Source organism: Chromohalobacter moromii (assembly GCF_023091865.1).
Lineage (GTDB): Bacteria > Pseudomonadota > Gammaproteobacteria > Pseudomonadales > Halomonadaceae > Chromohalobacter > Chromohalobacter moromii.
In genome coordinates this window covers 254,822-280,009 of record NZ_JAHXDI010000002.1, presented here as the reverse complement: position 1 = coordinate 280,009, position 25,188 = coordinate 254,822, and the positions used below count along the sequence as shown (strand labels likewise).

The window sequence follows — 25,188 nt, the reverse complement described above, 5'->3', positions numbered from 1 at the left end:
TACAACATGCACGACCCCAACGAGCTTGAATCCCTATTGGAACGCCGTGGCGCCCTGTGGCTCGCGCTCTCGCCCCTGTGGCTCGAGCGCGAGCCCCGGGAGCGCGAATATACCCGCATGCTCGAGGTGGTCGAGGCCCAAGGCCATACGCCTCAGGAACTGGAAATGATATATCGGCTGGAGATGGCGCCGGTCATGTCGCGTCGCCAGATGTCGGTGGCTGGCGAGTGGCGCCACTTCGACGAGGACCGCCTGCTGCTCGACCTGGCACGCCACACGCGTCGTCTACATGGCTGGCGCAAGGGCTTTTGGCTACTGTTTTCCGGGTTGACCACGATGATGAGCCGGCCACGTTTCGACATCTTGATCGAGCGTCTGCATGCGACCGCATCATGAGCCATAAGAGCGTCATGCCGAGAACGGGATGTCCAGCGCCTGCTCGATATCTACCGCCATGCTGCGCGGCGAGACGCGCGGCGCGAAACGTCGGATCACATGGCCATCGCGCCCCACCAGGAACTTGGTGAAATTCCACTTGATGGGAGTACTTCCCAGCACGCCCGGCGCCTGGCGGCGCAGCAGGACGAACAGCGGATGGGCATCGCGCCCGTTGACGTGGACCTTTTCCATCACCGGAAAACTGACCCGATATTCACGCGTGCAAAACGCGCCGAACCCCTCGGCCGACTCCGGCGTCTGGCGGCCAAACTGATTGCAGGGGAACGCCAGCACGGTAAAGCCCTGATCGTGATAACGGCGATACAGCCACTCGAGTTCCTTGAGTTGCGGCGTATAACCGCAGCGGCTGGCGACATTGACGATCAACAACACTTGCCCGCGCAGCGCGCGTAGATTGAAGGGCTCCATCCGGTTGGTATGGCAATCCTGGCTATATAGCGTCATGGCGGTCGCGCATCGCATTCATCGTCGGGGATACCTTTTCATTGTCGTCCGCCTGCGGCAGAGCTTCAATCATCCTGTGCCGTCAACCAGCCTTGGGCGAGCATGTGTTCCAGCGCGACGCGGCTATCCGGCGTGGCGTCTTCCAGAGCCAGCGCGGCCTCCACCGTCAACCAGGTGGCGTCGGCGACTTCGTCCGCTTGCAACACCAGCGGCCCATCGTAATCGGCCAAGAAGGCGCTGCCATGAATGAAGTTACCGCCATCGGTATAACGGAACGTGAAACACGGCGTCAACGACACGCCCTCGATGCCGAGTTCTTCGGCCAGCTCGCGACGCGCGGCGACATGCTCCGCTTCACCCGCACCGACCACGCCACCGGTGGCCAAATCATGATAGCCAGGAAACACTTCCTTGGTCAGCGTGCGGCGCTGCACGCATAGCTCGCCCCGACCATTGCGCACGAACACGTACGTCGCGCGGTGCCAGAAGCGAAAGCGCCGCATCAGCCGACGCGAGGCGCTGCCGCAAGGACGATTGCGTGCATCCACCAGCTGGATGCGCTCATCCTTGATGATCGGCTCGGGCAGCGCCCCAAGCGTTGCGGAAGGCGACGGCGTGAACATGGTGTGTCCTGTGACGTATCGATGCGGGAAGGCGTCAGCATGCCAGAGCCCGCGCATCGCGTCATGTCGAATACACTAATGGACATGCACAAGGCAGCGCACCTCACGCTGGGCTATCGCAAGCTTGGCAACGATATGACGTCGCGCGCTGCGTCAGCGCACCGATGAAGGCGATGAGCGACAACGCCGCCACGACACCGCCATATACGTACGTCGTCGGCAGCAACCCCATGTGCTGTGTCGCCACGCCGCCGACCATGGCCAAAAGGCTGGCAGACAAATAGCAAATGACGTAGAACGCCGCCATCAACGCCGAGCGCTCGGTGGGCGGTGCCAATGGCATCACCGTACGCATGGCGCCCATGAACGCCGCGCCGAAGCCGATCCCTGCAAAGGCTGTGCCGCTCAACAGCACCGCCACGCTGCGCCAATGCACCCCCAACAACAGCACGCTCATCCCGACGATCAAGCACCCCGTCCCGATGAGCACGGCCACACGAGGCGGCTTGGCCCGCAGCGTCAACACACTGATCGCGCCCACGCAGGGCAGCAGGAACGTAATCAGACACCCCACCAGCGGGTTATGAATACCGCTGACGGTCTCCACGAGCGAGGGACCCAGCGAAAGCGAGAAACCACCCAGTGCCCAGGACGAGATCACCGCTGACACCACGCGCATCAGCGGCCCCCGGACAGGCGGCGGTATATAGGCGCGTGGCCGCAACGAGGCCCATGCGCCCGGGCGCGGCGTCACGCTTTCGCGAACTCGCCCTAGCAGCAAACCTTGAACTACCAGCGCCACGGCCAAGAACGCGTACACCAGATGCAGCGGCGCGGGCGCATACGTTACCAAGATGCCCGCAATCAGGGCGCCGATGCCCATACCGAAGAGCGGCGCGATACTCGCCATGACGGGCCCACGTCGGTGATCGCTATCGAGCATGGCCGCCGCCAACGCGCTGGTCACCACACCAGTGGCGATGCCCTGCAGAATACGCGCTACCATGAGCCACGCCAGGCTATCGGCCCAGAAGAACACTCCTAACGATAGAAGTTCGCCCACGATCGCACCGGCCACCACGGGCCGCCGACCGATATGATCCGACAACGATCCGGACACCAGTAGCGCCACCAACAAGGCAAACACGTAGCTGGCAAACACCAGCGTGAGCATCGTTGCCGAGAAGTGCCACGTCATTTGATAGAGGCGATACAGCGGCGTCGGTGCGCTGGATGCCGCCAGGAAGGTGATCATGAGGATGACATAATAAGTCAGTTGCCCGAGGCGCGGCGTCGGGTAGGCATCCGTCGTACCCGTGGATGAAGGCGGTGTCATGATGAAATCCATTAATGCTAAGATTGTGCGTTAAAGGCAGTCTGAACTTAGCAGGCTCATAAAGCAAATATTTTGCGTTAGGTGACCATGGCCATCAAAGAAGCCGTTCGTCCCGGGGGACGCAGCGCGCGGGTGCAAGAAGCCGTGCATCACGCGGTCCGCGAGCTGCAGATCACCAAATCCCGCGAAGAACTCAGCGTGCCCCAGATCGCGAACAAGGCCGGCGTGACGCCGTCGACGATCTATCGGCGCTGGGGAAATCTCGCCGAGTTGCTGGCGGACGTGTCGCTCGAACGCCTGCGTCCCGACGTCGAGCCGCCGCAGACCGGTTCCTTGGCGGGTGATCTACAGGCTTGGGGCGAGCAATATCTCGACGAGATGACCTCGCCGGCCGGCCAGTGGATGCTCAGCGATATCATGGCCAGCGCCGAACGCGAACGACGCGAACGCTGCTGCCGTTACAGTGAAACGATCATGACGTGCTTGCGCGAACGTGCCGTGAAGCGCGGCGAAGCCACGCCATCGGTCGAGGACTTGATGGACGGCGTGATCGCGCCGATGACGTACCGGCTACTCTACGACCTCGATACAGCGACGCCCGCGCGCCTCAGCCGCTGGATCGCGCAGACACTGCCAAGCACCGACTCGCCCGACTAACTCCACCAGGGTCGCATTGACCCCGGCACGACGTCTGACCATGCTCGAAGCACGACGCATCCCCTTGCCGTCTTCAGGAGTCGCTTCCATGGTCGATCATGCCGCTCGCACTCATCTCGCCACGCACGAGGTCACCAACCAGCCGTTGCTCGGTGGCGACCATGACCTCCTGGCAGAGGACATCGCCCTGCGTGAGACTCTGGCCCGCGAAGCCCCGGCTTGGGTCGCGACGCGCCTTGCCCCACTCGCCCGCGAGGCCGGGCGTGATACCTGGCAAGCCATCGCCGACGAGGCCAATCGCCATTCTCCCGAGCTACGTTTGTTCGACCGGCACGGGCGCAGGCTCGACGAAGTGCACTACACCGAAGCCTATCATCGCTTGATGCATCTCGCCTGCGATGGCGGCTGGCAGGCGGTGGCCTGGGAACATGAAGGCAATGGCGGTCATCAAGCGCATATCGCCGCGCTGTATCTCTTGACCCAAGTCGAGCCGGGATTCTGCTGCCCGATCACCATGACCCACGCCGCGTATCCGGTGCTACGCCACGACAGCGCCATACTCGAGACCTGGGGACCGCGCCTGCTGGCAAACGACTACGATCCGCGTGCTCTGCCCGCCGGCGACAAGCGTGCGGCAACCTTCGGCATGGCGATGACCGAGAAACAAGGCGGCAGCGACGTGCGCCGCAACACCACCCACGCGACACACCAATCGGATGGCAGCGTGCGCCTCACCGGCCACAAGTGGTTCTGCAGCGCCCCGATGTCGGATGCCTTCCTGACCCTCGCACAAGACGACGCCGGCCTCGGTTGCTTCCTGGTGCCACGCTTTCGCCCCGATGGCGAACGCAATGGCATTCAACTGCAGCGCCTCAAGGACAAGTGCGGCAACCGCGCCAACGCCTCGGCGGAAATCGAGTATGCCGATGCCTGGGCGCACCCTATCGGCGAGCCAGGGCGCGGCGTCGCCACCATTCTCGAGATGGTCCAGCAGACCCGGCTCGATGCCGCTACCGCACCCGCCGGCATGATGCGCCAGGCGACGCTCGAAGCCTGGCGCCACGTTCAGGGCCGCGAAGCGTTCGGTAAACGCCTCGCCGACCAGCCGCTGATGCAGCGCGTGATCGCCGACCTGGCGCTGGAAACCGAGGCCAGCCTGGCACTCTGCCTACGCACGGCGCGTGCCTTCGATGGCGCCTCCCGAGACCCGCATGAGCACGCCCTGGCGCGCTTGCTCCCCGCGCTGGCCAAGTTCTGGCACAACAAGCGTAGTCCAGCGTTCATGGCTGAAGCCATGGAATGTCTCGGCGGTATCGGCTACGTCGAGGAGGCGCCGCTCGCGCGGCTTTACCGCGAGGCGCCGGTAAATTCGATATGGGAAGGCTCGGGCAATGTCATGTGCCTGGACGTGATGCGCGTACTGGCCCGCCATCCGGAAAGCATCGCCGCCCTGCGCCAGGAGCTCGCTCTGGCACGCGGCGCGCATCCCGATTTTGACCGGGCGCTCGAGGCCCTCGAACGATGCCTCAAGGCCACGCCGGACGTACTGGAAGCGCAGGCGCGCTGGTTGACCCAGCGCCTCGCACAATGCCTACAGGCCGCATTGCTATTGCGTCATGCGCCCATCGCCATCGGTGAGACCTTTTGTGCTGCCCGCCTCGGTGAGGAGGCTTCGCCGCTGTTCGGTGTCTTGCCGTCACACGCACCGCTGGACGCCATTCTTGAGCGAATCGAGACCTGACAGCGGTTTCAACGGCCCATCAACCGATGACGATGCGCAGCGCCAGCCCCAACAGCAGGACGCCCGTCGCCCGATTGATCCAATGCGCACGCGCCTGAAGCCAGGGCAAAACCGCCGAATGCGAGAGCGCCAACGCCACCAGCACGTACCAGCCAGCATCGATCAGTGACGCGGTCGCCACGATCGTCGTCTTGGCCCCCGCGCCCATGTCGGCGCTAACGAACTGACTCAACAAGGCCACGAAGAAGAGAATCAGCTTGGGATTGGCTAACGCCACCAGCACGCCGTCTCGCGCTGCCGCTCCGGAGTGGCTCGCTATATCGCCCGCCTCCAGGGCACCGCCGCGCCCGGCGCGCAACGCCTTCACGCCCAGCCAGGCCAGATACGCTGCCCCGCCCCAGGTAATCGCCTTGAACAACACCGGCTGATGAGCGATGACCGCACCCAGGCCCCACACGGTCAACGCCGCGTAGAAGCCCACGCCTGCCGCATGGCAAACGCTCGCAATGACGCCCGGCATGCGTCCGCCCCCTAGCGTATGGCGCAGCACCATCGCCAGGCTCGGCCCCGGCGACATCGCTCCCATGGCACAAACGGCCGCTAGCGACAGCCACAAACTCAGAGACATCGCACAGGCCCCGTCATGAAATGAGCGTACAACTTAAAATCAGCGCTCAACTTAGCGGTCGGCGTCCTTCATGCGGCCCTGGCAATCGCGCTCGAGGACGTTGCGTTCACCCTCGTCGTTCTCGCGATACAACATGCCGTTGTCGCCTTTGGTGTGCCATACGTAGGCAAGCTGTTCGTCGTCGCTGGCATAGCGCGCACCGGAGCCTGAGGCTACTTGATGCATGGGAATGGAGTCGTGACCATAGCTCAGCATGGCGCGATCGGTATCAGCGCCATATTGGAAATAGGTCACCGACAGCGATGTCTCTCCCTCACATTGGTAAATCTGGGTATGCTGATCGACGCGATCGGCATCGCCACCTTGCATGGCGCACCCCGTCATTAAGGTCGCGAGCGCCAACAGGGTAAGACTCACAGATTTCATCGGAACTCCTTATCCAGGATCTTTATCCAGGAATATCATGATGGAAGCGCAATACGATGCGACGTGCCCGAAGGCGTAGCGCAGCTAATTTATGATCGTACAATAATATCGCAGACATCCTATCTTAAACGACGCATGCCGCACCCAATACGCATCGGAATATTTATCGGGCATCATGACGGTGTTCTCAGTCCATCACACGGAGGTCAGGCATGCCGAATTGCGCGCGAAACGACCATCATTGCCAGCGTTGTGAAGGCTCGTTGCCATTCGCGTTTAGCATGGCATTCCAGCCCATCGTCGATGTCGCGACGCAACGCATCGTTACCCACGAAGCCCTGGTACGCGGCATCAATGGCGAGTCGGCCTATCAAGTGCTGTCCCAAGTCTCGAACGCACTGCTGTATCGCTTCGATCAGGCCTGTCGCGTCAAGGCCATCGAACTGGCCGGTCAGTTGGACATGACCAGCGCACTGTCGATCAACTTCTTGCCCAATGCCGTCTATGAACCCGAAGCTTGCATACAGGCCACGCTGGATGTCTCCAGACGCGTCGGATGGCCCACCGAGCGCCTGGTCTTCGAAATCACCGAAGTCGAGAGCGTGAGCGATCGCGGACACCTGCGCAGCATCATCGATACCTATCGGCAAATGGGATTCACCACCGCCCTGGACGACTTCGGCAAGGGCCACGCCAATCTCGACCTGCTCGTCGACCTACGTCCCGACAAGCTCAAGATAGACCGCGCACTGGTCATGGACTGCCATCAAGACACACGCCGCCAGGTATTGCTCAAGGCGGTCGTCGATATCGCCAGGCAATTGGAAATCGACCTCGTGGCCGAAGGCATCGAGCGCCGGGAAGAAGCCCGCTGGCTCCATGAGGAGGCCGGTATCGTGCAGCACCAAGGCTTCTATTATGCGCGTCCCGCGTTCGAAGCACTGCCCCCGATTCATGGCTTCGCGGCTTCCTAGCCCCTAAATGCAGCGACCCCGACACGCATGCCGGGGTCGCTGCTGTGCTTCTCTTACCCTATCGAGCCGTCAGGCACCGTCGGGCAACGCATAGGCGATCACGTAGTCACCGCTAGGGGTTTCCATGAAGTGATGCCCCGTAGCGACGATCACCAGATACTGACGTCCGTTCGCCTCGTAGACCATCGGGTTGGCCTGACCACCCGCCGGCAACGGCGCTTGCCACACGGTCTCGCCGCTCTCGATGTCGATCGCGCGGATCAGATCATCCGTCGCCGCAGCGATGAAGATCAGTCCTCCGGCCGTGACCACGGAGCCACCGTTGTTGGGCGTGCCGATGTCGATGGGCAGCCCCGAGCGGATTCCCCAAGGACCGTTGGCGCGCGCGGTACCCAACGGGCGATCCCACAGCGTATCGCCACTGGCCAGTTCGATGGCGCGGATGTGGCCATAGGGAGGCTGCTTGCACAGCATGCCCGTGTAGGGCACACGCCAGCCGGCGTTGACGTTGATCGCGTATGGCGTGTTGGCTTGCGGATCGCCGGCACCTTCGGCACCGCCGCTATCGCTTTCCTGCTCCTCGCGGGGCTTCCAGCCCTTGGCATCGGCCACCTCGCGCGGCACCAGCTCATTGTAGTTGGGCATGTCATTGTAATTGGCGATCATCACCCCGCGCCGAGGGTCGATGGAAACACTGCCCCAGTCGGAGCCCCCGTTATAGCCGGTGTACTGGATCCACGGCTGATCGGCGGTGGGCGGCGTATACATGCCCTTCCAACTGGCTTGCTGGTACTGGATACGGCAGAAAAGCTGATCGAAAGGCGACATGCCCCACATGTCCTTCTCATTGATGTCGGGCTGACGCAGGGTCGCGTAACGCGAGAACGGCTGTGTCTCGCTGCGTTCTTCCGGCTCGGCACCGCCTTGCGGCACGGGGCGTTCTTCGGCACCACCGCCTAGCAACTCGCCGGTTTCACGGTTGAAGACGTAGATCTCACCCTGCTTGGTGGGCATCACCAATGCCGGCACTTCTCCCTCATCGGTGGGGAAATCGATCAATGACGGCTGCGAACCGGGGTCGTAATCCCAGACATCCTTGTGCGCAGTCTGGAAGTGCCACTCAGGCAGACCGGTCTCGACGTTGAGCGCCACCATCGAGCTGGCCCACTCGTTTTCAGCCGGCGTGCGCGAACTACTCCAGTAATCGGCGGCGCTGTTGGCCATCGGCAGATACACCAGACCGAGCTGGCTATCGCCGGCGGCCGTCGTCCACATATTGGGAGAGCCACGTACATACGTTTCGTCACCGCTAAGCGGTTCGCTCTGCTCGGGGCGCCCTGCGTCCCAGGCCCACTCGAGTTCACCGGTCACGGCATCGAAGCCCTTGATGACACCGGAGGGCGGATAACGCCGCTGGCCATCGAGCACCTGGTGCCCCGTCACGACGACATCACGCACCACCACCGGCGCGGAGTTGATGGAGACGTAACCGTCCGGCGTCTCGCCCATGTTCTTTTTGATATCGACTTGGCCGTTATTTCCGAAACCGGTACACGGTTCGCCAGTTGCGGCATCGACTTCGAGCATACGGCCGTCGAGCGTGCCGGAAATGATGCGGGCGCGACAGCGCTGCGAATCGCCATCATCACTACTGGCCAGATCGTCGAGACGGTCATCCGGCACTTCATAATACGTGACGCCACGGCAGGCGGCGGTATAAGGAATGGCGTCTTCGGATACCTGTGGATCGTAACGCCAGTTCTCTTCACCACTATCGGCATCGAGCGAGATCAGGATGTTGCGCGACGTACACAGGAACACATCGTCACCGACCTTGAGCGGCGTGGTCTCTGCGCCCCAGCGGTGATCGAGCAAATCGCCGGTGCGGTACTGCCACGCTACTTCGAGATCGCCGACGTTCTCCGGGGTAACTTGATCGAGCGGCGAGTAACGCGTCGCGGCGCTGTCGCGTCCGTAGGCGACCCAGTCTTCGTCAGCAGGCGTATCCGCGGGCTGTGCATCGCCGACATCGGTCGCCAATGAACTATCGGCGACGTCCGGCACGTCCTCGAGATGTTGATACCCGCGCGGCACGAACGCCAAGGCCCCGGCGACGATCAGGCCCAGGCACAACACGCCTGCCACCGAGAAACTCGCCTTGCGCGAGGGCCCGCCCCGGAGGCTCGGCATGACCAACGCAACCAGAATGGCCAGGATCAACGCGACGTCGAGGCGCGGAATCCAGCGCCAGTAATTCAACCCGGATTCCCAAGCGGCCCAGACCAGCGTGCCGATGAACACCACACCATAAAGCCAGGCACCGGAAACACGGCCACGCACCAATTGAACGCCGGAGACGAGCATCAGAATGCCCGCGATCGCGTAATACCAGGAACCGCCCAGTGACGCTAGATAAAGCCCGCCGCCGCCCAGCGCGAGGCCGGCGAGGGCAACGATGATACCCACGAGCTTGGCGAACATGCCGCCAGCCCTGCGGGAAGATGCATTAGTAGCCAAAACATTTCTCCTTGAATGCCCGTAATCCCTTGCATCGCCGGTGAAAGCGACGCGCCATGCGGCTTTAGGCACGTTATCGATGCGCCCTGCCGTCTTGATGGCTCGCCCCCAGGATAGAGCAATCAAAGCGTTTTACATAATTGATTAATAAAAGATATAAAAAAGAAAGGTAGGCAAAACGCTTGGCATGCGCGCACGAAAAAGGACGCATGTCTCATCGACACCATCAGGTAAAGGCGATCGCTAGAAAATGGTCTTGCTGAAATGACCAGAGGTCATGAAGGAAGGTTGGTGCCCGGGGTCGGACTCGAACCGACACGGTGTCGCCACCGGGGGATTTTGAATCCGTTTTACACGGTAACCACGGCCGCGCTTGCACCGGGCCTGCCCCGTAAAATCAGGACGTTAGAGCCGTCCGCCACTCCCACCTAGACCACCGGTCGCGCCCAGCCTGCGACCAAACTGCGACCAAGCTATCCCTTTCCATTCCTGAACCACTAGGTTACATTCGGTTTACCCACAAGGGCTTTGGCAATTGCCACGTTGTGCAGTCGGGGGCTGCCACCATCTGAGACTGCATTTAAATCGAAATAGGCAGCAGGGCTGGGCCTCCCCTCCCGACTCTTCATGAGCCTGGGGAGAACTGTTGACGAGGGAACTGAATGTTCGCACCCGAATCAACACGCTCAGTTGACATTACGGCTCGAGCCGGCGCGTGGGCCATTGTGTTTACGACGCTAGCAGCTTCCCTGCCGTTGTGGGCGGCTGTAACCGTGTCTCTACCGGTGGTCATCGCGCTATATCGTCTGTGATGGCAACCGCCCCTCCCAGCGGAGAAATCCGCTGGTGGGGGCACCTCACCCTGCGTACTCCGTCCGAGCAATTTACCCTTTAGCACCTGCTAAAGAGTCGGCGAGTGGAGTGAATGTGCCGTGAAGATCTCCACCTCGGGTCTTGTAAAGCAAAGCTTTACAAGGAGCAAACCATGCCGCTGGCTTTGATGTCCTCAAGCCGCGACGGGCCGATACCACTCACCCGGGTCAGTCCCTCAACACCCTGGTACGGGCGGGCATTAATGACGGCTTCTGCCCTAGCAGGACCAATGTGCGGCAATTCATCCAACCGCTTGAGCGTAGCCTTATTGATGTTGACGCATTCGCTCCCCGCACTTTTGCTGCCTGTACTCTCGACGACAGACACTCCATCTAAGGCTACGAATTCGGGGTCGGCATCACCGACAGTTATGTAGATGGGTGCATGATCTGAGACGATGTCCCTCGCCTACTCGTGCGTAAGACCCATAAGCTCCGGAAACTGCACGATGCCACTACCGGTAACTTCGAGCGCATCAGCATCAAGCCAAAGGTTGTCGTAGAGATTGGCGTATTGGCCGTCTGTCGTGCTGAGTGTCGTCGCCCCTGATGTAATCGCCGGGGCGGCCCCTTGGTCGCGCAGCAGCTGCCAAGCCTCATGCTCCGGAGCCAGGTTGTAGTCACCGGCTATAATCCGCGGCGTCTCGGAGTAGACCTCAGACATCCAGCTCCAGATCTCAGCCAACTGCCGAATCTCAGGCGTGCGATCGGAGCGGTTGTCGCCATATAGGATATGCACCGTGGCTAGCGCCACCTTCTGCCCTGTTTCCGTGTCGCGGAATTCGGCCAGATACGGCTCCCGCGCGAAATTGTCGCCGGGATCCAGGTAGACGACGGCGCCCTGGGTGTACTCGACTTGGCTCTCGCGCCAGAGATAGCTGTAGCTCTCCTGGTACGATGACCGCCCTACCTCGTGAGATGTCATAGAGCTCCACGGCTCGCCTGTCAGCGACTCCAACTCACTCTCGAGCTGCGCGACCGCAGGCTCGTCCATCACCTCAGTTAGAGCCCAGAGATCGGCGCCTTGGGCGATGTGAGCAACGAGATCCATCCTCTTGCCGTTGTCCCACCCCAAGTGCTTCAAGTTCCAAGTGCCAATGGTCATGTCTGCTACTGCAGTGACGGGCAGTGAAAGAGCCGCAATGAGTGCACTGAGAGATATAAGGCTATTTGACATTAGAAAATTCCACCGTATGAGCGATTTACTGGCGGCAACCTACTCGATATAAACGAATGAGTCATTCCTGATGGGCAATTAGTGGGGGCAGGGTGAAGATAATCGAGCGAACAATTGACAGAGCGCGCTACCGAGCTGTCTCCGTTCTAACGCCAGTGCGATGCGCCCTCATTGTGGGGAGCCTACCAGTCGGTATCGTATTTCTCGCCTTCAGTGGCAATAGCGCTTCTGAAACAACCCACGGTCTCAACATGATGGGTGCTGGCAGTGGCATGGCGTCTGGTTTGCTGGTAGCGATGATCATGCCAGTTGTGGTCGGGCTGACTGTGTGGTGGGTGGTTAAACGCAAACGAGACGCGTGCCTCGCGCGGTACGGTAAACCGAAAAAATAGCGGCTCCATGGGCACCTAAGGTCGCTCCCCGCCAGGTCCCGGCGCGATCCGAGCACCTATCCAAGGTATATCAGCACTTGCCTTACGTACCTGCCCATGCAGATACTGTATATATAAACAGTATTTGCATGGAGCATGGTTTATGGCCCGTAAACGCCCCTCATCCCCCACGCCACCTTCGTCCTATGAGCTGCTGGGCCAGCGTGTGCAGCGCCTGGTGGCGTCGGCAAACGCGCGCAAACAGCGTCAGATCGAACTCACGCCCGAGCCGGATGACTCGCCCGAGGATTGGGAGCGCCTCGCCGATGAGTTCGCCACGCTCGACGGTGTCGAGGTCACGCGCACCGGCGAGAGCTACCTTGTCTCTTGGAACCCTGCCGAGGTGAGCGAATGATGCGCACGGAATATCTCGGCAGAGTCGATGAATCGGCGGCGCCAACACCACTCCCGCTTGCCGCCGATGCAGTCCGCGCAGGGTTTCCCTCTCCGGCGGATGACTACGTTGAAACCGAGCTGGACCTGGTGGCGCACCTGGTGCAGCACCCCAGCGCGACGTTTTTTGTGCGCGCCAAGGGCGACAGCATGGAGACGTACGGGATCTACGATGGCGACCTGCTGATCGTCGATCGTTCGCTCGAACCACGCGACGGCGACGTGCTCATCATCGCCGTCGATGGTGAGCTGACGTGCAAGCGCCTGGGCCGGATCGGCAACCGCCCCTACCTGCTGCCGGGCAATCCCAGCTACCAGCCCATCCCGTTGGAAAACGTCGAGTGTCACGTGTGGGGCGTGGTCACACACAACGTGCACGCACTGCGTTGCGGGGTGGGACGATGATTGCCCTGGTCGATTGCAACAATTTCTACGTGAGCTGCGAGAGAGTGTTCGATCCCCGGCTCGAAGGCCAGCCGGTGGGCATCCTCTCGAACAACGACGGCTGCGTGATCGCTCGCTCGAACGAGATCAAACCGATGGTGCCGATGGGCATGCCGCTGTACCAGATCCCACCGGACATAAAGCGCCGCGTGACGCTTCTCAGCTCTAACTATTCGCTGTATGGCGACATGAGCCGGCGCGTGACGCAGACGCTGCGCGAGTTCTCCCCCAGCGTCGAGATCTACAGCATCGATGAGTCGTTCCTCGACCTGAGCATGTTCGCGCAGACCGAGCTCGAGCCGCATTGCCACCGGCTGCGCGCCACAGTGCGCCGCAATACGGGCATCCCGGTGAGCGTCGGCCTGGCCGCCAGCCGCACGCTCGCGAAGATTGCCAACCACCTCGCGAAGAAACAGGCAGCGTATGAAGGCGTGTGCCGGCTTGATGCCGACAGCACGCCGACACGTTTCATCCTCGAGCGTTTACCGCTGACGGAGATATGGGGCGTTTCCGGGCGCCTGGCCGCTCGCATGATGGAGCTGGGGATCGAGACGGCGTGGGACCTGCGCACTGCTGACCCAAAACGAATTCGGCGCCATTTCAGCGTTGTGCAAGAACGGCTGGTCTACGAGCTGCGCGGCGTGTCGTGCATCGAGACCGATGATTACGGAGAGCCGAAAAAGAACATCATGACCTCGCGATCGTTTGGACAGGCCACCGGCTCGCTGGTCGAGATCCGCGAGGCGCTGCGCGTCCACGCGGCACGCGGCGCAGAGAAACTGCGCAAACAGGGGTCGGTCGCCCGCGCGATCATGATTCTGCTGCGAACGAACCGGCACCGCCCGGATCTGCCTCAGCACAATCCGAACCTGGTCGTGCAACTGCCCCGCCCCACCGATGACTCGCGAACCATCGTGGCCACGGCGCAGCATGCGCTCGAGCAATGCTATCGATCAGGACCGCGCTACATGAAAGCGGGTGTGATGATGATGGACTTGACCGACAAGGGCACGCTGCAGTCTGATCTATTCGACGAGGAAATGAGCGAGGAACAGCGCCGCCGAAGCGAATCCCTCATGAGCGTGATGGACACGCTGAACCAGCAGATGGGGAGAGACACGGTCAGGCTGGGCGGCCAACGCAAACGCGCGGCGTGGCAGTTGCGGCGGGAGTATTTGACGGGGCGGTACACGACCAGCTGGGATGAGCTGCCAATCGCGAGGATGCGGTGATGGAAGCCATCCCTGGCAGACTTCCTCCCTAGGCCCGACTGTAGCGCAAGGGAACCTCTTAGCTTGTAAGTGATTGCCGACAACGAGTGTACGAGTATGCCTACCCCAAAGGCTCACGCCGGATTGGGCAGATCGGCCGTGTCGTTCTTCACGTTGCCGACGCGGCGATCAACAGCCCAGTGGGTGAGCAGCTTTGCGGGCAAGTGACCCACTGCCCCGCGGATCGATTCGCGGTCGGTCAGGTGTGGGTCGAGCCAAGGTTCTAGGCTCTCGTCGTCGAGTGCCACAGGCATGCGTGAATGAATCTCGGCGGCAATACCACGAGCCGGCTCGGTGAGGATCGCGCAGCCCGGCGAGCCGTCGGCGCGTTCGGCCCAGATAGCCGCCAAGTAGATCGGCTCACGGTCCTCACGGCAGATGAAATGCGGCTGCTTGCGCCCATCGACAGGCAGCCACTCGTACCAGCCATCAGCGGGGATCAGGATGCGATGGCGAGCAAAGGCACCCTTGTAGTAATTGCTGGTGGCGACCTTCTCGACCTTGGCATTGATCGGCGACGGCGCCGACTCACCGGCCCAGGCCGGGTGGTAGCCCCACCAGTACCGATCGATGGTAGGCTCCGAATCAGGCGCAGGGTGGCCTACGCCGGTGATCCATGTCCCCGGAGACACGTTGTAGCGAGGCGACGGCGTATCGGCCGGCAGCTGGGCTTTGAGCCGCTTGGCCACCGCAGCGAGCTGGGAGTAGAAAGCAAAGCGTCCACACATAACAATTCACATATTGGGGTTTTTGTCATTATGGAACGTTTTCTGCAATCCATCGAAACGGCCCTCCGCCATGAAGACTGGTACGGTGCACTCTCCACTGCCCTTACCATCCCCGACATTTGCGGAAAGATAGAGGATCCGGATACTCGCGGTCGATCACGCTATAAAAAATGGTATGAACAATGGGTACTCCCAACCTATACCGTTCAATACGGTGCAGATAAAGCGGTAAAAGTTTTACTAACGCCTGAAGATTGCTATGGGCTCAGATGCAGCTACCTACACGAGGGAGGTGGAGAATTAGATGAGCAAGCGAAGCACACCCTTGAACGATTTCACTTCATAACACCTCAAAAGGGAGCTTTGATTCATAGAAACCTTATAGATAACGTGCTTCAACTACAGGTCGATATTTTTTGCCGGGAAATAATTGAAGCATGCCGCAACTGGATACATTGGCTAAAAAAAGAACATCCAGAGAAAATTGACAACATGAAATCACTTCTTGTGATACATGACACGACCGATGGACTTCCTTTTAAATTCTCAGATACTGAACACGGCTGAATATATACAAAAAGCCCCGGCCGGAGCCGGGGCATTGTTCTGCGTGCGGATTGTGCTAGCGCTCACCCCGCCAGACTCTCCCACACCACCGCGCGCACCTCTTTCACGGACTCAGCCTGCTCGATGCGCCCCCTCAGCACCGAATACACGCGAGCAGCGGGCCGTTGATGCCTCGAGCCTCGGCGCCGCCGTCGCTGTTGATGCCGTGAGCGTGGGTGTTGTTGTTGATGGTCAGTGAGTGACCATGCAAGCCGGCGTTTTCGATTTGCAGGTAGTGCCAGTGCAGGCCAGCGTATTCGGTATAATTGCTCTCTTCTGTGGTTTGCGTTTGCCGAGCGCTGCCGCCTGTGTCGGTGCTCGCGTTACCTCGCGCTGTATACGGGTGACGGTGATTGCCGTCCTCAGCGGTGCGGCCAGCATGGGAGTGGAGCCCCCCTTGACCAATGCTGCCGCCGTGGCCGTGGGTGTCGTTGCGCGTGTTGCCGCCATGGTCGTGTGCCTTGTTCTGGCTCTGCTGGGTCGTACCCATTTCGCGACCAGGATCAATGCCACGGCCGTCATCCCAGAAACGTGGGTGTAGGCCGCGATAGTCCGGCAGCGTGAACGTCGTCGAGCCGTCGCCGGGGCCGAATTGCACGGGGTCTTTCTCGGCCTCGCTGGCCGCCAGGTTGCCGCTGGCCTGGGCGAAAGCCCACAGATCGGCGTATTCCGTGCGGGAGACTTCATCTCCATTGGCCTTCCGGAAACCCTCCGGAGCGACCGTCGCCGGGAACATCTTGATCTCGCCTACCGGGAGCAAATGGCGCAGCAGTGCGTCGAGCACGTAACCGCTTTCGTCATCCGCAACACGCAGGATCGCGCCGGCATTGCCCGCCTTAGGCGGCAGGCCGGTTTCGCTGATCTCCTGCGCCTCGTCGCGGAATGTCTGCGCCTCGCTCGCTGACTGTGCGGCGGCGGCTTTGTCTTCGGCGACAGTTTCCAGATCATCGTTGAATGTCTGGGTCATCTGCCGCAGCTGGCCACCGAACTGAACCAGGGCGGCATTGCGGGCGTTGTCTTTGATGATCGCGGCGTCGGTGTCGCCGTATTCGAAATCCCACTGCGCGAAATTCGGGACTGTCGGGACGTGGGCCATGGTCAGACCTCCAAGAAAATCAGCTGGCTACGCCAGTTGTTGAACTGATTGTGCGTGTGCGCGTAGTTGTTCTCGCGGCGGGCGAGAAACGCGTATTCGGCCTCGTCGATGCCGCCCTCTTCGGGAAGAACGCTGACGTAGATGTCCCGGTTCTTGCCGCTTTTCAGGATCGCGGCGGTGAACCGGGCGCGGTCGGTGGCATCGAGCCAGTCGAGGTCGATCGGCAACCGTCGCGACAGCCCCTCTCCGACGGTGCGGAGAGATCCGCCCTCTGTGCGCCGATGCTCCCCGGCGTCCTGCCACTCGAGAGTCAGCCCATAGCTCGCGTTGAATTTTGGCGAGATCACCTGGCCGCTGATGATGCGGCCGATTTCCATGTAGCCATCCAGGTTGTCGGGGTCATCGATGGTGATGCGGTACCGCGTGGCAAGCAGCACGGGCAGCCAGAAAGCCGCCTGTTGCGTCGGGATACTATCGGTACTTGTCGCGCCCCAGGGGTCTACGCCTATCGCGAACTCACCGAGGGGGATCAGCCCGCTGATATTGACGCTGCCCGAGTCATAGATGACGTCGTTATCGACCAACAGTTCGAGGCGCACGCGCGAGCCCGATGACAGGTTGTGCCGATACAGCACCACCGCCCCGAGGTAGGTCGGCGTCGGCAGCGTGGCATCGATCACCTGCTGGCTGGTATTGGTCGAACGCCACACCTTCACGCGCTCACTGCGTTGCGTGTTGGTGATAGGGAGAGCATTGGAGGTAGCGTTCAGCAGCGTGCCGTCGTGGGCGTTGTTGATAATGAAGCGGAGATTGGGCATGGGCGCCTCGGTGACCAGGTGATGGCGGGCAGGCGTGGTGTGGGCGCTATGACGTCAGTGACTCCCAGGTCACGGCCTGTACGTCCTCGATCGTTTCGGCGTTGAGGATCAGGCGCTCGCCGCGATGGCGGATTCCGGTGTACTCCTGCCACTGGATGAACGCGTCAGCGCGCGTCAGGACTGCAGTAACCAGATCGGCCAGCGTCTCCGTGCCGTCGCCGTTATTGCGCCCTTTCAGGATCGCATTCAGCGCGGGCGTCGGCGGCGCGGTCCCATTCTCTCCGGCTTCTTGCCACTCACGGTACCGCGACGCTTCGTCGAGCTGCTTGGCCCAGCTCAACCGCTCGGCCTCGGGATAATCTTTGATGAGAGGTTTCGCAGCGGCATCATAGTCGTCGTTGAATTGGCGTAGTTGCTGGCGCTGGGCCTTATGCAACTGCTCAGCGGCGGTAGGCGCTTTCTTGATCGTTAGCGATCCCATCAGGAAGCCTCCGGTGTTATCGCGCCCTGGCGCGTGTAGACGACGGGCGTGCCCCAAAAAGCCTTGGACCCATCGAATACAACATGAACGGCATCGGGGTCATACTCGCTCGCATCGAACCAGCCGGATTCCGACCAATAGCCGGGGCCTACTCGCTGGCAAAGGTTGACTTTCAGCTCGCCATTTTCGCGAGTTGCATAATGAATAGGCTGGATGCCACCTATTGAGGAGACATCGGTAACCGTGTCACCTTCTTCGATAACTGATAGATCATAATTTTCTGACTCGCTGCCGACGTAGGCAGTGATGACATCACCTATTATTTTGTAATAGTCAGGACCGGGGCCTGCTAGCATATTGATCTTCATAAGCACCTCCAAGTACTCAATAAAACATTGCCCATAAATTCAAACGCGCTTCGGCAGTTGAACTAGTGATCCCTCTAAATGCAATTTTCCATTGACTATCAGTAATAGTCATGGTCGCATCCCTCAAGACATCTAGGGCATCATTACCCGGCCCATTCCCCTCATGGTTAGTCTTTGCAAAGCCGCCACTAACCCTCCTGTTATCGCCAGTTAAGGGCATAGCATAATTTTGAAAACTACTTTCGTTATAGTTCGGCTCGACCTCTCTATTCATGAACACTCTACCGCCGTAAAATCGAACCCAGTCACCAAAACTGTTACTGCCACTCTCAACAATGGGATCACCATTAATGGTGGGCATTGCCGTGAAATTACCGCCTGCCACAAGTGATGAGAGCTCCTGCTGGTTGGCCCTAGCCTGCCCCGCCCATTCATCCAGTCGCCGCGTGTCGCTGGTCTGATCGGCGGTGATGTTGAATGCGTTGGGATCACCGTATGAAGCGGCTTCTTCCGCATATTGCTTGGCGGACTTGAGGCCTGGCTCAACCTCTCCCGTTTCCTGACTGGCCCAGGCCTTCGATTTATCCCGCGCCGTTTCTGCGGCCACCTGCGCCTCGCCGGCCGTGGTGGCGCTTTCGCTCGAGGCAGTGGCTGAATCGGCGGCGGCTTGGCGATCTATCCCCGTCTGCTGCCGATCGGCGGCGGTGGCCTGTGCATCAAGTGCGGTTTGGTCGCGTTTTTCAGCAGCCGTCTGCGCGGACTGCGCGGCGGCGCTGGCCGAGTCCTCGGCCTGCTGCACATAGGGCCCCGCGAGTTCGACGACCTTGTCCTGAAAGGTCCCTTGCCAGTAGAGAAGCGGGCGCAGCGTGCCGCCGCGCACGGGGATATAGATCGTGGCCGGGCCGTGGACGAACTGGTCGACGATGTCGGTATTGGTAGTCAGCTTCTCGGTCGACTCGGCGATTTCCTGCGGAATCGTGGGCATGCTCAGTCCTCGAGTAATGCGGGCATGGTTTCATTGACGGCGATATCGAGGGCGTCGACGGCATCGCCGAGCTCGCCGGGTGGCCACGGCGTCGGAAACCAGACGTTGAGCGTGGTGGTGCTGCGCGTCGGCGAGCGGCTGACGGAGATGACGCGGCCGATCATGCGCTCGGTGGCCGGGTGTTCGACCTCGATACGCTGGCCGAGCGCCACAGGGGCGAGGAACGCGTCGATCTCGAACACGTCCGCGCGCACAGTGCGCAGCCCCAGCAGGCGATCGCGCTCGGTGACGGCGTCGGCCTCGATCTGGATGCAGCTATCGCGTGTCGGCGTCTCCGCCAGCGGGTGATCGCTGGTGTCCTGAGTGCCCTTGGTCTCGGTCCAGGTGCGTTGGAGCCTGGCCGCCAGCGTGGCGTTGTTCTCGTCGATGACGCCGGCGACGCTGCGCAGCGGGGCGTAATTGCGCCGCCAGCGCAGCGTCAGCGAGTGCCAGGGCTGCTCGGTCTCCACCAGCGCTATCTGGCCATCCTCGATTTCGTCGATGCTCAGCACGATGTCGGCCTCGCCGGGGATGTCATGCTGGCGCGCGACGAGCCGCCCCAGGGCGTCGAGGTACCAGTAGGCGCCGAGGCCCTGGCACAGCTCATCGAGGATCTGGCGCCCCGTCACCTCGCTGCCGTAGTAGAGCCCCACGGTGTAGGCGGGCAGCTCGAGCGTACCGAGCGTCAGTCCGTATTGATCTGCTACCCAGGACACGATGGCCGCGGGCGTGTTGTGCGATTCCTCGATATCGACCGTGAGGGTGTCGCCCGGGGCGTTGTCGAGTGTCACCGTGCCGCCGGCGAGATCCGCTGTGTGCGGCGCAGCTGCCCCGGCATCCTTGGGCGATAGTGAGCTGACCGCGAGATACGACGCACGGTAGGTCAGCTCACTCGTGGAGACACGCACCAGTGGCGCATTGAAGACCGAGCCCAGGGCCAGCGGCACCGGCCCGGCGTCCTCGGGCAGCGAGCCAGTATCGATCGGCTCGTCGAGCTGCGCTGATTCGTCAGTGACCGAGAACGCCAGCGTGCCCCGCCGTGACTCCGACACGCCACCGTTCAGGGCCCGGGCATGCAGCCGAAAATCGTCCCGCGACCACTCCGGCCCGCCGAGGTACAGCCGCACGGGAAACCCTTTCCACGCCCGGGAGACCCAGCGCCACAGAGAACCGTCATCGACCAGCGTGATTTCACCGAATGAGATCAGCCCATCGGTACGCGTCTCGATGTCGATGGCTTCGACGAGCAGGTCGTCGTAGGCGCGGTTCGGGTCGCTGTCAGTGGGCCGCGAGATGTACGGGCGCGACGCGATGTACTCGGTACCGCCGGCATAGTCGAGTTCACACAGCACGATGCGTGGCGCCGAGAGATCCGCCAGCCAGGCCTCGTATTCGGCGTCTGTCATACGGTGGTCGGCCTCGTCTTGGTGTTGCGGTTGATGCGCTGCTGCTCGCGCAGTTGATCGGCGCGCTGGCCAGCGGCACGTGCCGCGTCTTGCGAACGTTCGCCGCGCAGCTGGCGCACTTCCTCACGGAGCTGCTGTGACTCGCGGCGCAGGGCCTGCAGCTCGGCGAGCATTTCCCGGTTGGTGCTGCTACCCGGGGCGGAGTCGCGGTAGAGCTGAGCGATGGACGCGGGGAGCACCGTTTCGGCGGCGTGCAGCTCGGCGCGGTAGCCGTCGAACGGCACCGAGGCCAGCCCGTCGGCGTGCGAGCCGTCGATGCCGCGGGCATCCGCGAGGATCTCTTCGAACAGATCGCCGTACTGGCCGGACGCCTGACCGTAGTAGCTGGCCGCTTCCTGGAGGAACTGGTCGGCCACGCTGCCCAGGTTGCCGATGGCATCCAGGTCGCCTTCCTCGGCGCGCACCAGCACGGAGGCGTACTGGCTTTGCGCCTCCTGGAAGCGCTCGCCGGGGTCGAGGGTGGACTGATCGGACAACAGCAAGCTGTCGATCCATCCCTGCAGCCGTGACATCTGCTGCTCGAGCGCGTCGGCGGCCTGCTCGGTGACGCTGATGTAGTCCGACATGGTCGGCACCAGGTTGAGCAGCGCGGCGTATTGCTCGCGCCCCGCCTCGGTCATCAGATTCTGGGCTTCGACGAGGTCGCGGAAGCCCTCGGCGGTGTCCGGCATGGACAGGTCAAGCTCCCCGAAACGCTCCTGCAGGTCGTCCTCCAAGTTCGCGAGCTTCTCATCTTCGGAGTAGAACGCGTCGTAATAGGACTGCTGAGCGCTGGCGAGGGAGTCGACACCGCCCATCAGCTGCTGCAGGTCTGATGCGGCGGTGACCGCTGCTGCCGACGTCTCGTCGAAGCGCAGGTTGAGGCGATCAACGCTGCCGTCGAGCACCGCCAGCGACTGCAACGCCGTCTGCATTTCTCCAGCGCTCTGTACGATCTGTTCAGCGCCGCCTGTGATGCGTGACACGACCTCGTTTTGCACGGCACTGCTGAACTCATCGAGCATCGGCTCGACTTGAGAGACCGCCACCGCCGCCTGAACGAATCCCTGGGCATCGCCGTTGATGCCCATGACCAGGTCTTCGAAGCGCGAATCGAGCGTATCGAACGCAGTGCGATAGCGCTGCTCGAGGAACTCATCGCCCGAGCGATCAAGAAGACCCTGGTTCTGAACAGCCTCCTGCATCTTCGCGAGGCCGCTATCCGACCCCGCCGCCTGGGCGAATGCGTTGTCAAGCTGTGCTACTTGATCGATGAACTGCTGGGCTTCGTCGAACGAATCGAACGCGTAGTCTAGGTCTTGCGACTCGCGTGCAAAGCCTACGCGACCGAGCGAGCTATCAGCATAGATTTCGCGCTCGAAGCCATCGCGGCCGCTACTGCCGTATTCTCCCTCGGTTTTGAAAATAGTGTTGGGATCGACGCCGGAGCCGCCAAACAGCGAACCAATGCCAGACCCGAGGAATGAACCGACAGCAGCCCCGACACCGGGGATCGGGATTAACGCCTGCCCAGCCACACCGCCTAACGTAGCGCCGATACCTGAATACTCACCGCCGCCGAATACCTCGTTGCCGAGATAACCGCCCGCGAGACCGCCGCCAATACCGAGAGCCGCGTTGCCAATACCACTGCCTGCAAACGACTGAAAACCTTGAGTCGCGCCACCGCCGCTGCTCGCGGCGAGGCTTGAACCAAACTGGCCACCATAGGTAGAGCCAGTACCCGCGAACGCACGATAGGCGTTACCCGCCGTCTGCATCCCACCGCCGTAGAGGCTACTTCCGACGCTTGCCAGGTCGCTGATCGAGCCTGTGCTTCCCATGCCGCCGGCCTGTCCCGCAGCCGCGCTGCCTGAGCCTGCAACGCTCAGCGACGCCCCGAGAGATGCCGTGATCTGTCGCGTGGTGTAGGCGTGGATCACCTCGGCCAGCGTATCGAGTGCCAGGTTCTTGAACGAGCTGAACGCGTCTTCACTGCCATCGAGAAACGAGCGCCACATATCGACGGCCGCGTCGTCCATGCGGTCTAGCGAGTTCTCCCATAGCTCGGCCATGGCTTCTGATTCACCACCCACACCCCGCATTTCATCCTGCGCGTTGTGGAGTTGCTCGGTCAGGCGCCCGGTCGGGTCGCCGGTCCGCTCGATTGCCTGGCGAAGAAAGTCGATGTCGCTGCTGAGCTGGCGAGCTTTGGCTTGGCTGCCGCCGTAGGTAGACTCGAGTTCATCAAGACGCTGATGGTACGGGTCCGCTGCCTTGGCAGCCTGGTTGTAGACCTGCGCGGCCATGCCCACGGCGGCGTAGTATTCAAGCTCGCTCTTCGTGCCCTCTTCCACCTGTAGCTGCAGCTGCGCCAGGGTGGATTGATACTCGGCCTGGGCATTCCCTACCGGGGAGAGTTCGGCGAACAGATCGGCATAGGCGCTAGCGGATTCTTCCAGGGCGCGCTCGTGCTCGCGTTCGGCTTCCTTGGCGGCTTTCTTAGCGGCGCTGTTATCCTTGGTGGATTCCGTGGCCTTTTCAATTTGCTGCGCGTTCTCTTCCAGCATCCGCCGATACTGGTCGGCATGCTCGGGATCGTCCTTAACCAACTGTTGAAGCTCGGCGCGATCCGCGCGAAGCTGCTGTAACTTCTGGTGCTGCTGGTCGTAGGTCTCGACCAACTCTTTAGTGTTGGAGACCTCTCCCGGGTTTTCGCTGCTTTCATTATCAAGATCGCGCCGCATGTCGAGCAGTTGCTCGACGGCGCGTTGCCGGGCCTCGATTTCCGAGTCCAGCTCATTCAATTCAGACTGATGCCGGGTGATCCCGTAGCTCAGGTCCGCCTGCTGCCCCTGCCCGTACGAGGTGGGCTGGCTCTTGGCTTTCTCCAGGGTGTCGATGGCATCCCGCGCCTGCCCCGCCTGGGATTGAAGACGCACCAGTTCGGCGGTGAACCCCGCGACCTCCGAATCAATGGATGCTCGGGTAACACCCTCGATGCGCCCCTGGAGATCACTCAGTATCTCGGTCGCCGAGCGTGCCTCGGTCGGCACAAGGCCCAGCTCTTCGCGAAATGTGTAGATTGCACCCGCCGCCACAATGGCCGTACCGGCCGGGCCACCTAGAAGCCCCATGGCGCCAGACAGGGCGCGGCCAGCGGCCGCCGTGGCCGCAATGCGTCCTTGAGTGATAACCAGGGCACGATTCAGACCAACGCTATCGCGCTGCATCGCCACCATGGCAGCACTGCCAGCGGTGCCCAGGCTTCGAAATAGTCCTTTGTTTTTATCAATGACCTCGAATGCTTTACGCCCTAGCCAAACAGAGAACAGCACTTCGGCCACATCAATAGCCACGCTAAAGGCATTTGATATACGGTCGACGACAACTTCCATGCCGCCCATTTCATCGACCCAAGCCTGAATATCTTCCACGCTCTGCGTGATCGCCGGCGCGAGTTCGATCAATAACGAATTTGTCAGGCCATCCACCGTCGAGGTCATTGTCTCGATGGCGTTATTGGCGCCAACGAACGATTCGATATCCGAATCGCTCATGGCCACATTGAGATCGCGACCTTCCTGCATCAGGCGGCGCATCTCGGCGGAGTTGTCCTCTAGCAGCGGCAACAGCCGAGTGGCGTTGTCGGAGATCGCCTCCATCGCAGTGACGCGCTCAGACTGGGACTGCAACTGACCGAGGGCCGATCCGATCGTCATGATCTGCTCGGCGGGGTCCATCTGGACGAGCTTCTCGGCAGATAGCCCCAAGTTATTGATGACGTCGATTGCTTCGCCGCCACCGTTAGCGTAGGCATCACCGATCTTGTCACTGACATCCTTGAGGATGTCGCCCATCTTGTCGTGTTCGATACCCACAAACTGGGCGGCATACTGCATGGCCTGGAGTTGGCTGGTCTGCACGCCAATAGATTTCGCCAGGCGATCCGTCTCGGCCACTGCATTCAATTGACGCTGGCCGAGCGCCGTCAACCCTGCCACCGAAAGCCCCATCGCAGCGGCGGCGCCCTTGAGCGTGCCGGAAAATTGCTCCCAGGACTGCCCCTGATTGCGGGTCGTCTTCTGGTTACGCTGCTGGCGCGCATTGAGTTGCCGCAGATGATCATCGGTCAGATCGATGGCCTTGACCGCGCCGGTAGCATCGCCTGTCAGCAAGACGGCCGATTCATATTTACGCGCCATACTTTCCTCCAGGCATAAAAAAAC

At 61.3% G+C, this 25,188-nt stretch carries 24 protein-coding genes; 8 read left to right on the top strand and 16 right to left on the bottom strand.

The window, feature by feature from the left end:
• Positions 1-6: 6 nt before the first annotated feature.
• Positions 7-396: a DUF7079 family protein gene (locus KZO83_RS07830; RefSeq protein ID WP_097022061.1), complete on the top strand. Its 390-nt coding sequence runs from the start codon at positions 7-9 to the stop codon at positions 394-396.
• A gap of 12 nt (positions 397-408) precedes the next feature.
• On the opposite strand, the gene KZO83_RS07825 is transcribed toward KZO83_RS07830, so the two are convergent.
• The 3 genes from KZO83_RS07825 to KZO83_RS07815 form a co-directional block, all read right to left on the bottom strand.
• Positions 409-903, bottom strand: a complete 495-nt coding sequence (locus KZO83_RS07825; RefSeq protein ID WP_040243318.1) for a glutathione peroxidase — start codon at positions 901-903, stop codon at positions 409-411.
• 65 nt (positions 904-968) lie between these two features.
• The gene (locus KZO83_RS07820) at positions 969-1,526 is read right to left on the bottom strand and encodes an NUDIX hydrolase (RefSeq protein ID WP_247620388.1); all 558 of its coding nucleotides are present in this window, start codon (positions 1,524-1,526) and stop codon (positions 969-971) included.
• A 103-nt stretch (positions 1,527-1,629) separates the two neighbouring features.
• A complete protein-coding gene (locus tag KZO83_RS07815; protein ID WP_247620387.1) occupies positions 1,630-2,862 on the bottom strand; it encodes an MFS transporter in 1,233 nt (410 codons plus the stop codon).
• A gap of 87 nt (positions 2,863-2,949) precedes the next feature.
• Between KZO83_RS07815 and KZO83_RS07810 the strand changes: the two genes are divergently transcribed.
• Both KZO83_RS07810 and KZO83_RS07805 read left to right on the top strand, forming a co-directional pair.
• On the top strand, positions 2,950-3,519 hold the full coding sequence (locus tag KZO83_RS07810; RefSeq protein WP_247620386.1) for a TetR/AcrR family transcriptional regulator: 570 nt from the start codon (positions 2,950-2,952) through the stop codon (positions 3,517-3,519).
• Between the two features lie 88 nt (positions 3,520-3,607).
• Positions 3,608-5,260, top strand: coding sequence for an acyl-CoA dehydrogenase family protein (locus tag KZO83_RS07805; protein WP_247620385.1), 1,653 nt, complete (start codon positions 3,608-3,610; stop codon positions 5,258-5,260).
• Positions 5,261-5,279: 19 nt separating this feature from the next.
• Here KZO83_RS07805 and KZO83_RS07800 read toward each other — a convergent pair whose 3' ends face one another.
• Positions 5,280-5,888, bottom strand: a complete 609-nt coding sequence (locus KZO83_RS07800) for a LysE family translocator (protein ID WP_178999616.1) — start codon at positions 5,886-5,888, stop codon at positions 5,280-5,282.
• Positions 5,889-5,939: 51 nt separating this feature from the next.
• Positions 5,940-6,314, bottom strand: coding sequence for an MliC family protein (locus KZO83_RS07795; protein ID WP_247620384.1), 375 nt, complete (start codon positions 6,312-6,314; stop codon positions 5,940-5,942).
• A gap of 212 nt (positions 6,315-6,526) precedes the next feature.
• Between KZO83_RS07795 and KZO83_RS07790 the strand changes: the two genes are divergently transcribed.
• Complete coding sequence (locus tag KZO83_RS07790) at positions 6,527-7,288, top strand: EAL domain-containing protein (RefSeq protein ID WP_247620383.1); 762 nt, start codon at positions 6,527-6,529, stop codon at positions 7,286-7,288.
• A 69-nt stretch (positions 7,289-7,357) separates the two neighbouring features.
• On the opposite strand, the gene KZO83_RS07785 is transcribed toward KZO83_RS07790, so the two are convergent.
• The 3 genes from KZO83_RS07785 to KZO83_RS07775 all read right to left on the bottom strand — a co-directional run bounded on the left by KZO83_RS07785 (position 7,358) and on the right by KZO83_RS07775 (position 11,782).
• Positions 7,358-9,769 carry a membrane-bound PQQ-dependent dehydrogenase, glucose/quinate/shikimate family gene (locus tag KZO83_RS07785; protein ID WP_247620382.1) on the bottom strand — a complete coding sequence of 804 codons (2,412 nt, stop codon included), beginning with the start codon at positions 9,767-9,769 and terminating at the stop codon, positions 7,358-7,360.
• Positions 9,770-10,774: 1,005 nt separating this feature from the next.
• A complete protein-coding gene (locus tag KZO83_RS16280; RefSeq protein WP_247620381.1) occupies positions 10,775-11,005 on the bottom strand; it encodes a ComEA family DNA-binding protein in 231 nt (76 codons plus the stop codon).
• Positions 11,006-11,086: 81 nt separating this feature from the next.
• Entirely contained in the window at positions 11,087-11,782 is a 696-nt protein-coding gene (locus KZO83_RS07775; protein ID WP_336296573.1) for an endonuclease/exonuclease/phosphatase family protein, read from the bottom strand.
• A 606-nt stretch (positions 11,783-12,388) separates the two neighbouring features.
• Between KZO83_RS07775 and KZO83_RS07770 the strand changes: the two genes are divergently transcribed.
• Genes KZO83_RS07770 through KZO83_RS07760 form a run of 3 tightly spaced genes read left to right on the top strand, consistent with a single transcriptional unit; the run spans position 12,389 to position 14,354 of the window.
• The gene (locus KZO83_RS07770; RefSeq protein WP_247620379.1) at positions 12,389-12,640 is read left to right on the top strand and encodes a DUF1654 domain-containing protein; all 252 of its coding nucleotides are present in this window, start codon (positions 12,389-12,391) and stop codon (positions 12,638-12,640) included.
• Positions 12,637-13,083, top strand: coding sequence for a LexA family protein (locus KZO83_RS07765; protein WP_336296572.1), 447 nt, complete (start codon positions 12,637-12,639; stop codon positions 13,081-13,083). The genes KZO83_RS07770 and KZO83_RS07765 overlap by 4 nt, the downstream gene beginning before the upstream one ends.
• Positions 13,080-14,354: a Y-family DNA polymerase gene (locus tag KZO83_RS07760; RefSeq protein ID WP_247620378.1), complete on the top strand. Its 1,275-nt coding sequence runs from the start codon at positions 13,080-13,082 to the stop codon at positions 14,352-14,354. The genes KZO83_RS07765 and KZO83_RS07760 overlap by 4 nt, the downstream gene beginning before the upstream one ends.
• 113 nt (positions 14,355-14,467) lie before the next feature.
• Here KZO83_RS07760 and KZO83_RS07755 read toward each other — a convergent pair whose 3' ends face one another.
• Positions 14,468-15,121 (bottom strand): SOS response-associated peptidase, encoded by a 654-nt coding sequence (locus KZO83_RS07755; protein ID WP_247620377.1) that lies wholly within the window; start codon positions 15,119-15,121, stop codon positions 14,468-14,470.
• Between the two features lie 30 nt (positions 15,122-15,151).
• Here KZO83_RS07755 and KZO83_RS07750 point away from each other — a divergent pair, with 30 nt between their 5' ends.
• Positions 15,152-15,688 carry a hypothetical protein gene (locus KZO83_RS07750; RefSeq protein WP_247620376.1) on the top strand — a complete coding sequence of 179 codons (537 nt, stop codon included), beginning with the start codon at positions 15,152-15,154 and terminating at the stop codon, positions 15,686-15,688.
• A 133-nt stretch (positions 15,689-15,821) separates the two neighbouring features.
• Here KZO83_RS07750 and KZO83_RS07745 read toward each other — a convergent pair whose 3' ends face one another.
• From KZO83_RS07745 to KZO83_RS07715, 7 genes are read right to left on the bottom strand one after another with little or no spacing between them, the layout of a single operon-like run.
• Positions 15,822-16,823, bottom strand: coding sequence for a phage tail protein (locus KZO83_RS07745; RefSeq protein ID WP_247620375.1), 1,002 nt, complete (start codon positions 16,821-16,823; stop codon positions 15,822-15,824).
• A gap of 2 nt (positions 16,824-16,825) precedes the next feature.
• Entirely contained in the window at positions 16,826-17,641 is an 816-nt protein-coding gene (locus tag KZO83_RS07740; RefSeq protein WP_247620374.1) for a hypothetical protein, read from the bottom strand.
• A 46-nt stretch (positions 17,642-17,687) separates the two neighbouring features.
• Positions 17,688-18,122, bottom strand: coding sequence for a hypothetical protein (locus tag KZO83_RS07735; protein WP_247620373.1), 435 nt, complete (start codon positions 18,120-18,122; stop codon positions 17,688-17,690).
• Positions 18,122-18,490, bottom strand: a complete 369-nt coding sequence (locus KZO83_RS07730) for a hypothetical protein (protein ID WP_247620372.1) — start codon at positions 18,488-18,490, stop codon at positions 18,122-18,124. Before KZO83_RS07730 ends, KZO83_RS07735 begins: the two co-directional genes overlap by 1 nt.
• A 16-nt stretch (positions 18,491-18,506) precedes the next feature.
• Positions 18,507-19,475: a hypothetical protein gene (locus KZO83_RS07725; protein ID WP_247620371.1), complete on the bottom strand. Its 969-nt coding sequence runs from the start codon at positions 19,473-19,475 to the stop codon at positions 18,507-18,509.
• 2 nt (positions 19,476-19,477) lie between these two features.
• Complete coding sequence (locus tag KZO83_RS07720) at positions 19,478-20,920, bottom strand: hypothetical protein (RefSeq protein ID WP_247620370.1); 1,443 nt, start codon at positions 20,918-20,920, stop codon at positions 19,478-19,480.
• Entirely contained in the window at positions 20,917-25,164 is a 4,248-nt protein-coding gene (locus KZO83_RS07715) for a coiled-coil domain-containing protein (protein WP_247620369.1), read from the bottom strand. Before KZO83_RS07715 ends, KZO83_RS07720 begins: the two co-directional genes overlap by 4 nt.
• Between the last annotated feature and the right edge of the window lie 24 nt (positions 25,165-25,188).

Excerpts from the sequence above, each read along its gene's own strand:
- KZO83_RS07825 (WP_040243318.1), bottom strand. The coding sequence starts at position 903 with ATGACGCTATATAGCCAGGATTGCCATACCAACCGGATGGAGCCCTTC.
- KZO83_RS07775 (WP_336296573.1), bottom strand. The coding sequence starts at position 11,782 with ATGACCATTGGCACTTGGAACTTGAAGCACTTGGGGTGGGACAACGGC.
- KZO83_RS07805 (WP_247620385.1), top strand. The coding sequence starts at position 3,608 with ATGGTCGATCATGCCGCTCGCACTCATCTCGCCACGCACGAGGTCACC.
- KZO83_RS07735 (WP_247620373.1), bottom strand. The coding sequence starts at position 18,122 with ATGGGATCGCTAACGATCAAGAAAGCGCCTACCGCCGCTGAGCAGTTG.
- KZO83_RS07745 (WP_247620375.1), bottom strand. The coding sequence starts at position 16,823 with ATGGCCCACGTCCCGACAGTCCCGAATTTCGCGCAGTGGGATTTCGAA.
- KZO83_RS07755 (WP_247620377.1), bottom strand. The coding sequence starts at position 15,121 with ATGTGTGGACGCTTTGCTTTCTACTCCCAGCTCGCTGCGGTGGCCAAG.
- KZO83_RS07715 (WP_247620369.1), bottom strand. The coding sequence starts at position 25,164 with ATGGCGCGTAAATATGAATCGGCCGTCTTGCTGACAGGCGATGCTACC.
- KZO83_RS07800 (WP_178999616.1), bottom strand. The coding sequence starts at position 5,888 with ATGTCTCTGAGTTTGTGGCTGTCGCTAGCGGCCGTTTGTGCCATGGGA.
- KZO83_RS07725 (WP_247620371.1), bottom strand. The coding sequence starts at position 19,475 with ATGCCCACGATTCCGCAGGAAATCGCCGAGTCGACCGAGAAGCTGACT.
- KZO83_RS07730 (WP_247620372.1), bottom strand. The coding sequence starts at position 18,490 with ATGAAGATCAATATGCTAGCAGGCCCCGGTCCTGACTATTACAAAATA.
- KZO83_RS07795 (WP_247620384.1), bottom strand. The coding sequence starts at position 6,314 with ATGAAATCTGTGAGTCTTACCCTGTTGGCGCTCGCGACCTTAATGACG.
- KZO83_RS07765 (WP_336296572.1), top strand. The coding sequence starts at position 12,637 with ATGATGCGCACGGAATATCTCGGCAGAGTCGATGAATCGGCGGCGCCA.
- KZO83_RS07720 (WP_247620370.1), bottom strand. The coding sequence starts at position 20,920 with ATGACAGACGCCGAATACGAGGCCTGGCTGGCGGATCTCTCGGCGCCA.
- KZO83_RS07760 (WP_247620378.1), top strand. The coding sequence starts at position 13,080 with ATGATTGCCCTGGTCGATTGCAACAATTTCTACGTGAGCTGCGAGAGA.
- KZO83_RS07815 (WP_247620387.1), bottom strand. The coding sequence starts at position 2,862 with ATGACACCGCCTTCATCCACGGGTACGACGGATGCCTACCCGACGCCG.
- KZO83_RS07820 (WP_247620388.1), bottom strand. The coding sequence starts at position 1,526 with ATGTTCACGCCGTCGCCTTCCGCAACGCTTGGGGCGCTGCCCGAGCCG.
- KZO83_RS07740 (WP_247620374.1), bottom strand. The coding sequence starts at position 17,641 with ATGCCCAATCTCCGCTTCATTATCAACAACGCCCACGACGGCACGCTG.
- KZO83_RS07810 (WP_247620386.1), top strand. The coding sequence starts at position 2,950 with ATGGCCATCAAAGAAGCCGTTCGTCCCGGGGGACGCAGCGCGCGGGTG.
- KZO83_RS07785 (WP_247620382.1), bottom strand. The coding sequence starts at position 9,769 with ATGTTCGCCAAGCTCGTGGGTATCATCGTTGCCCTCGCCGGCCTCGCG.
- KZO83_RS07830 (WP_097022061.1), top strand. The coding sequence starts at position 7 with ATGCACGACCCCAACGAGCTTGAATCCCTATTGGAACGCCGTGGCGCC.
- KZO83_RS07790 (WP_247620383.1), top strand. The coding sequence starts at position 6,527 with ATGCCGAATTGCGCGCGAAACGACCATCATTGCCAGCGTTGTGAAGGC.
- KZO83_RS07770 (WP_247620379.1), top strand. The coding sequence starts at position 12,389 with ATGGCCCGTAAACGCCCCTCATCCCCCACGCCACCTTCGTCCTATGAG.
- KZO83_RS07750 (WP_247620376.1), top strand. The coding sequence starts at position 15,152 with ATGGAACGTTTTCTGCAATCCATCGAAACGGCCCTCCGCCATGAAGAC.